This is a genomic window from Stenotrophomonas lacuserhaii (genome assembly GCF_039674585.1).
GTDB classification, from domain to species: domain Bacteria; phylum Pseudomonadota; class Gammaproteobacteria; order Xanthomonadales; family Xanthomonadaceae; genus Stenotrophomonas; species Stenotrophomonas pennii_A.
Map to the genome: position 1 here is coordinate 73997 of NZ_JBDJNU010000012.1, position 6535 is coordinate 80531.

Sequence of the window (6535 nt, forward strand, 5' to 3'; positions counted from 1 at the left end):
CGCCCATTGTGCCGTGCCGTCCCCGCCTTGACGACGCGTCGTGCCGTCAGCGCTTGGCCAGGCTGCCGCCGCAGTCGGCGTCCAGCAGCTGGGAGCGCTTCAGCCAGTCCTGGTCGGGGTAGTACGCGAACACCATCGTGCCGCCGCTGAGTGCATCGATCAGCGGCTTGGCAACGGTCAGCCGCACGGCAGGACAGCCGAGGCTGCGGCCCAGCCGGCCCTGCAACCGTGCGGCGGAGGGATTCACGTAGGGCGCGCCGTGGATCACGATCGCCCGCTCCCGCGCATGGTCGTTGAACCCCGGCTCCAGCCCGTCCAGGCGCAACGAATACCCGTTGCCGCCGACGTAGGTTTCCTGCGCGGTGAACGCCCCGATGCTGGACATGAAGCTGCCCTCGCGATTGGAAAAATGCTCGGTGCGGTCGGCACCGCTGTTGCGCCCATGCGCAACCCACTCTTCGAACAGCAGGCGCTGGCGGCGCAGGTCGAATACCCACAGGCGCTGCTGGGTGGAAGGGCGCGAATAGTCGATCACGCCCAGTCGATCCGGTGCCACGCCGAGTTCCGGGCGGCGCAGGGCGCAGCGCATCGCGCTGGCCGCCAGTTGCAGCACCTTGCGATCTGCATTGGGCGCCGCCTTGGCCAGGATCGCGCCCAGGTCAGGACCGGACACCGCAGCGGGCGGCGTCTGTGCAAGGGCAGGCAGGCTGCAGCCGGTGAACAGGCCGACGGCAGCCAGCCAGCGGAGGCGTGGCGGTTTCATCTGGACAGGATCGCGAGGGTCGGATGCAGACCTTACAGGGTGGACCCGGCCGGCTCCGATTCCAATACCGGCTGCAGTCCCGGTTCAGCTGCACTTGGCCGTACCGCCGGCAGCGAGGTCACCAGCAGGGTGGTGCCCGGCACCAGCGCGGCGTACAGCTGGCGGGCGAAATCCGGCGGCAGCGCCATCGGCAGCGACGGCGTAGCCAGCAGGTCCGGGGTGGCCTGTCCTTTGGCCTGCCCCAGCAACGGATAGGCGGTCCAGCGGTGCAGCCGCTGGTGCGCATCCAGCGGACTGGGCTGGTCGGCATGGCCTTCGCCCATCACGAACAGCGTGGTGCCGTCGAAGGCGGGCAAGGCCGAGGCCACCAAGGGGGATTCGCCGATCAACACGCCATCGCGCAGCACGTAGACGCGCTGGTCATGCAGGCTCACCAGCACGCCGACCTGCCCCGCCGGGGCCTCCTGTTCGTTCCAGTAGGCCGCCGTTTCCGCACTGGCCGGCACGTCCGGCAGCGACTGGCCGCGGCTGGTGACCGGGGCCAGCACGGCCGGGTAGGCCAGGGTCATCGGCGAGCTCTTGGCATCGGCCACCACCACCGTGTCGCCGCGCTGGGTGGCACTGAACAGCTTCTGCGCGAACGCCTGCGGCAGCCGCACGCAGCCATGCGACGCCGGGTGCCCGGGCAGTGCGCCGCCATGCAGGGCGATGCCATCCCAGGTCAGCCGCTGCATGTAGGGCATCGGTGCGCTGTTGTAGAGGTTGGACCGATGGTCCTTGTCCTTCTGCAGGATGGTGAACACCCCGGTCGGTGTCTCGTGGCCCGCCTTGCCCGAACTGATGGTGCTCAGGCCGATGGCGATGCCGTTGCGGTACACGTAGGCGCGCTGCTCTTCCAGGCTGACCACCAGCACGATGGGGCCCGACGGGGATATCTCCGGGTGCCAGAGGTATTCGCCGGGCTTGAGGTCGGTGGGTCCGCGCACGGCGGGTTCGGCCGGTGCCTTGCCGGCCACCGGGGCGGGCACCTGCGCCCGCAGCGATAGAGGAGCGATAAGCGCAAGCGCCGTGGCGATCATCAGGGAACACTGCAGCAGTCGCATCAGCGCGGTCATCCAGTCCGTAGCAAGACCCCACGCTAACGTGTCGGTGGCGCAAACAAAAGAAGGCCCGGCGACACAGCCATGTGTCGTACCGGGCCCTGACAACGTCCTTGTCGGCCTTCCGCCGCCCCGCGCATCCTGCGATGGGGGCAGCGTGCTCCGTGCACGGAGGCCGCGATCATCCCTGGTTGTTTATCCCAGCCCCTTCCACAGGTCTGTGATGCCACCATCCTGGTGTGGTTGACGCCTCCCTGCGCCGGTCGCTGCCGCCACGTCCCGTGGCCGGCCCGGGTCCGCTTCCTGCGAACCGCGACATTTCCCCTGTATCAGCGCCTTGGCACGGAACGCACCGGTACCGGTCCGGGTACCGGATCCACCCGGGACATCGTGTCCCCGGTCGTTATCCGCTGTCGATTCCGTTCGACGATGGCTTTCCCTATGCCCTTCACCTGCGTCAAGTCCTCGACGCGCCTGAAAGGCCCGTGCTGCTGCCTGTGCTCGACGATGGCCGCGGCCCGGCTGGGCCCCACCATCGTCAATCCCTGCTGCAGTGCAGAGGCATCCGCCCGGTTGATGTCGACCGGCGCGGCCGCAAAGGCCTGCGTGATCCCCATCGCCAGAAGCAGTGCCCGCAACACGATCCACCAAGGCACGACGTATTTCTCCTTGTGATCCGAACCTGTCCCGACCGGCATTCCCGTCGGTAGAGACACTGTCCGTCACCACATGTACACAGACTATCGGTCCGTGACATTTCTAACAGCCAGCTAAATACCCGACGCCGTGTAGGAAAAGCCCTACCCCGCTGCCATGGAAAGACGGGCCACCTCCGACAGCCGCCCCTATGGTGCACAGCCGGCCATTTCCCGCACGCGTAGAATGGGGGGATCAGTCATGCCAATTCGGAGTTTCAGATGGACAGCGCCAAGCTCGGCCACTATGTCAACCAGAAATGGGACGAAGAGATCGTCCCGCAACTGGTGGACTACATCCGCATCCCCAACAAGTCGCCGATGTTCGACGCCAACTGGGTGCAGAACGGCTACATGGAGCAGGCCGTGGTCCTGATGGAAACCTGGGCCAAGGCCCAGGACATCCCGGGGCTGAAGGTCGACGTGGTCCGCCTGGAAGGCCGTACCCCGCTGATTTTCCTGGAAATCCCGGCAAGCGGCAGCGAGACCGGTGACGACACCGTGCTGCTGTATGGCCATCTGGACAAGCAGCCGGAAATGACCGGCTGGGACGATGACCTGGGCCCGTGGATCCCGGTGCTGCGCGATGACAAGCTGTATGGCCGCGGCGGCGCCGATGACGGCTACGCCATCTTCGGCTCACTGGCCGCGGTGCTGGCGCTGCAGGCCCAGGGCCTGCCGCATGCGCGCTGCGTGATCCTGATCGAAGCCTGCGAAGAATCCGGCAGCTACGATCTGCCCGCCTATGTCGACCACCTGGCCGACCGCATCGGCAAGCCGTCGCTGGTGGTGTGCCTGGATTCGGGCTGCGCCAACTACGACCAGCTGTGGTGCACCACCTCTCTGCGCGGCCTGACCGGCGGCAACGTCTCGGTCAAGGTGCTCAACGAAGGCGTGCATTCCGGTGACGCGTCCGGCGTGGTGCCGTCCAGCTTCCGCCTGCTGCGCCAGCTGCTGTCGCGCATCGAGGACCAGGACACCGGCCGCATCCTGATCGACGGCATGCAGGTGGAGATTCCCGCCGAGCGCCTCGAGCAGGCCAAGCGCGCCGCCGAAGTCGTCGATACCGCCATCTTCGACAAGTTCCCGCTGGTCGACGGGCTGGTGCCGATGAACGAAGACCTGACCGAACTGGTGCTCAACCGCACCTGGCGCCCTGCCCTGTCGGTGACCGGCATCGGCGGCATGCCGTCGCTGGAATCGGCCGGCAACGTGCTGCGCCCGCATACCGCAGTGAAGCTGTCGCTGCGCCTGCCGCCCACCGCCGATGGCAAGGCCTGCGGCGAACTGCTGAAGGAAGCCCTGCTGCGCGACCCGCCGAACGGTGCCGAAGTGACGCTGGACCTGGAAAAGGCCTCCAGCGGCTGGAATGCACCGGCGATGTCGCCGTGGCTGACCCAGGCGATCGACGATGCCAGCCGGATGTTCTTCGACAAGCCGGCCATGTACATGGGCGAAGGTGGCTCCATCCCGTTCATGGGCATGCTCGGCGAGAAGTTCCCCGGCGCACAGTTCATGATCACCGGCGTGCTCGGCCCGCATTCCAATGCACACGGTCCGAATGAGTTCCTGCACATCCCGATGGGCAAGAAGGTCACCGCCTGCGTGTCCAAGGTGATCAGCGAACACCACGCCGCCAGCCTGCGCGGGGAGACCAGCGGTTCGCCGGTCGCCGCCGACAGCGGAACCCGCCACGGCGGCCACGGCTGCTGCTGAACTGGGTAAAGTGAGCGACGCCGCCGGCCCGGTCCGGCGGCCTCCCTCATCGCAAAGGATTCCCTGTCCATGAATGGTCTGTTCGGCAGCACCAGCTGGCTCTACATCATCCTGGTCGGCTTCGTGGTCGGCCTGCTCGGCCGCTTCGTCATGCCCGGCAACAACCGCATGGGCTGCCTGCTGACCATCGTGCTCGGCATCGTCGGCGCACTGCTGGCCGGCTGGTTCGGGCAGTACATGGGCTGGTACGCCGCTGGCGAACCGGCCGGTTTCCTCGGCGCGGTACTGGGCGCGGTCGCGATCCTGGCCCTGCTGCGCCTGGTCAGCGGCGGCCGTCGCTGATCTTCTTTTTTCCCTGATGTCGGCGCCCGCGGGCGCCCGGACGCTGCCTGCATGAACGATCCCGCTTCCCATCCCGAACGCGCCGCGCAGCGCCTGCAGTGGGCACGCGCACGGTTGGGCGATGACCAGGCGATGCTGGACCGCGCGTCGGTGGACGCGGGCATGCGCAGTTACTGGCGCGCCACCAGCCGGGGTGGCAGCCACATCGTGATGGACTCCCCGCCCGGCCTGGAAGACGTGCGGCCGTGGTTGCGCATGCGCGCCCTGCTGCAGGCGCACGGCCTGCGCGTGCCGACCGTGCTGGCCGAAGACATCGAGGCCGGACTCCTTCTGCTCGAAGACCTGGGCGGGCCCACCCTGGCCAAGGTCATCGACGCCGACAGCGCCGATGCGTGGTTCGAGCGCGCGATGGACCAGCTGCTCAGCCTGCAGCAGATGCCGGTGCCGGACGACTTCGGCCGCTTCGGCGAGGCGCTGCTGCAACGCGATGCGGGGCTGTTCGACGACTGGTTCCTGCAGCGCCACCTCGGCATCACCCTGGACGACGACGACCGCCTGCGCCTGCAGGCCGCGCAGCAGTTGCTGATGGACAACGCACTGGGCCAGGCCCAGGTGATGACCCATCGCGATTTCATGCCGCGCAACCTGATGCCGGTGGCCGATGGCCCGGCGGTACTGGACTTCCAGGACCTGGTGCGTGGCCCCATTGCCTACGACCCGGTCAGCCTGTTCAAGGACGCGTTCCTGAGCTGGCCGCTGGCCCGCGTGGATGGCTGGCTGGCGCGTTACCACCAGCGCGCGCTGGCGGCCGGCCTGCCGGTGCCGGCGCTTGCGGTTTTCCTGCGTGATGCCGACTGGCTGGGCATCCAGCGCCACCTGAAGTGCCTGGGCATCTTCAGCCGCCTGCGCTACCGCGATGGCAAGGGCCATTACCTCGACGATGCGCCGCGCTTCATCGCCTACCTGGATGAAGTACTGCCGCGCTATCCGGAACTGGCCGGGCTGCGACACGTGCTTGAGGCGCGGATCAAGCCGGCGATGGCCGCCCAGGGCGAACCGGTGCTGGCCCGATGAAGGCGCTGATCTTCGCCGCCGGCCTCGGCGAGCGGATGCGCCCGCTCACCCTGCACACCCCCAAACCGTTGCTGCCGGTAGCCGGCAAACCGTTGATCGTGTGGCACCTGGAGCGGCTGGCCGCACTTGGCGTGCGCGATGTGGTGGTGAATATTTCCTGGCTCGCCGAAGCCTTCGCGCCGACCCTGGGCGATGGCGGACAGTGGGGCGTGCAGCTGCATTTCGTCAACGAGGGCGACACCCCGCTGGAAACCGGCGGCGGCATCCTCAATGCCCTGCCGGTGCTGGGTGATGCCCCGTTCCTGGTGGTCAACGGCGATATCTGGACCGATTTCGACTTCGCCACGCTGCCGCGCGAACCGGCCGGCCAGGCGCACCTGGTGATGGTGGACAACCCGGCCCAGCATCCGCACGGCGATTACCGCCTGGATGCCGCAGGCCTGCTGCACCACGACCGCGCCGGAAGCTGCCTGACCTATGCCGGCATCGGCGTGTACCGGCCGTCGATCGTCGCCGACTGGCGGCAGGTGATCGGCACCGCAGCGGGAAGCGAACGCACGCCGCCGCGGTTCAGCGTGGTGCCGCTGCAGAAGCACTTCATGGCGCAGAGAGCGGTCACGGGGCAGCATCATCGGGGACGCTGGACGGACGTGGGGACGGTGGATCGGCTGCGTTTGCTGGATGCGGAGCTGGGTCGGTCGAACGGGTGAAGCCCCCTCGCGGGTGGCTGGTTTTAGAGCCGCAGCTGGGCTGGCGCCGGGCGGTGGGGCTGGTCGGGGGACGGCAAAAGCTGCATCCATGCGGGCCTCGTTTCGCGCCATCCATGGCGCTCAACGCCCCCGCCC

The 6535-nt window shown here is 67.9% G+C and carries 7 protein-coding genes; 4 read left to right on the forward strand and 3 right to left on the reverse strand.

Annotated features, from left to right (window positions below; translation table 11 throughout):
• Positions 1 to 46: 46 nt before the first annotated feature.
• The 3 genes from ABE522_RS07190 to ABE522_RS07200 all read right to left on the reverse strand — a co-directional run bounded on the left by ABE522_RS07190 (position 47) and on the right by ABE522_RS07200 (position 2519).
• Positions 47 to 763 (reverse strand): murein L,D-transpeptidase catalytic domain family protein, encoded by a 717-nt coding sequence (locus ABE522_RS07190; RefSeq protein WP_346591096.1) that lies wholly within the window; start codon positions 761 to 763, stop codon positions 47 to 49.
• A gap of 32 nt (positions 764 to 795) precedes the next feature.
• Positions 796 to 1866, reverse strand: coding sequence for a L,D-transpeptidase (locus ABE522_RS07195; RefSeq protein WP_346591097.1), 1071 nt, complete (start codon positions 1864 to 1866; stop codon positions 796 to 798).
• 326 nt (positions 1867 to 2192) lie between these two features.
• A complete protein-coding gene (locus tag ABE522_RS07200; protein WP_406846321.1) occupies positions 2193 to 2519 on the reverse strand; it encodes a ComEA family DNA-binding protein in 327 nt (108 codons plus the stop codon).
• A gap of 261 nt (positions 2520 to 2780) precedes the next feature.
• Between ABE522_RS07200 and ABE522_RS07205 the strand changes: the two genes are divergently transcribed.
• The 4 genes from ABE522_RS07205 to murU all read left to right on the forward strand — a co-directional run bounded on the left by ABE522_RS07205 (position 2781) and on the right by murU (position 6400).
• Positions 2781 to 4274 (forward strand): M20 family metallopeptidase, encoded by a 1494-nt coding sequence (locus ABE522_RS07205; RefSeq protein WP_346591098.1) that lies wholly within the window; start codon positions 2781 to 2783, stop codon positions 4272 to 4274.
• A 69-nt stretch (positions 4275 to 4343) separates the two neighbouring features.
• Positions 4344 to 4616, forward strand: coding sequence for a GlsB/YeaQ/YmgE family stress response membrane protein (locus tag ABE522_RS07210; RefSeq protein ID WP_042615132.1), 273 nt, complete (start codon positions 4344 to 4346; stop codon positions 4614 to 4616).
• Between the two features lie 51 nt (positions 4617 to 4667).
• On the forward strand, positions 4668 to 5690 hold the full coding sequence (locus ABE522_RS07215; RefSeq protein WP_346591099.1) for an aminoglycoside phosphotransferase family protein: 1023 nt from the start codon (positions 4668 to 4670) through the stop codon (positions 5688 to 5690).
• Entirely contained in the window at positions 5687 to 6400 is a 714-nt protein-coding gene (gene murU, locus ABE522_RS07220) for an N-acetylmuramate alpha-1-phosphate uridylyltransferase MurU (RefSeq protein ID WP_346591100.1), read from the forward strand. The genes ABE522_RS07215 and murU overlap by 4 nt, the downstream gene beginning before the upstream one ends.
• Positions 6401 to 6535 lie beyond the last annotated feature (135 nt).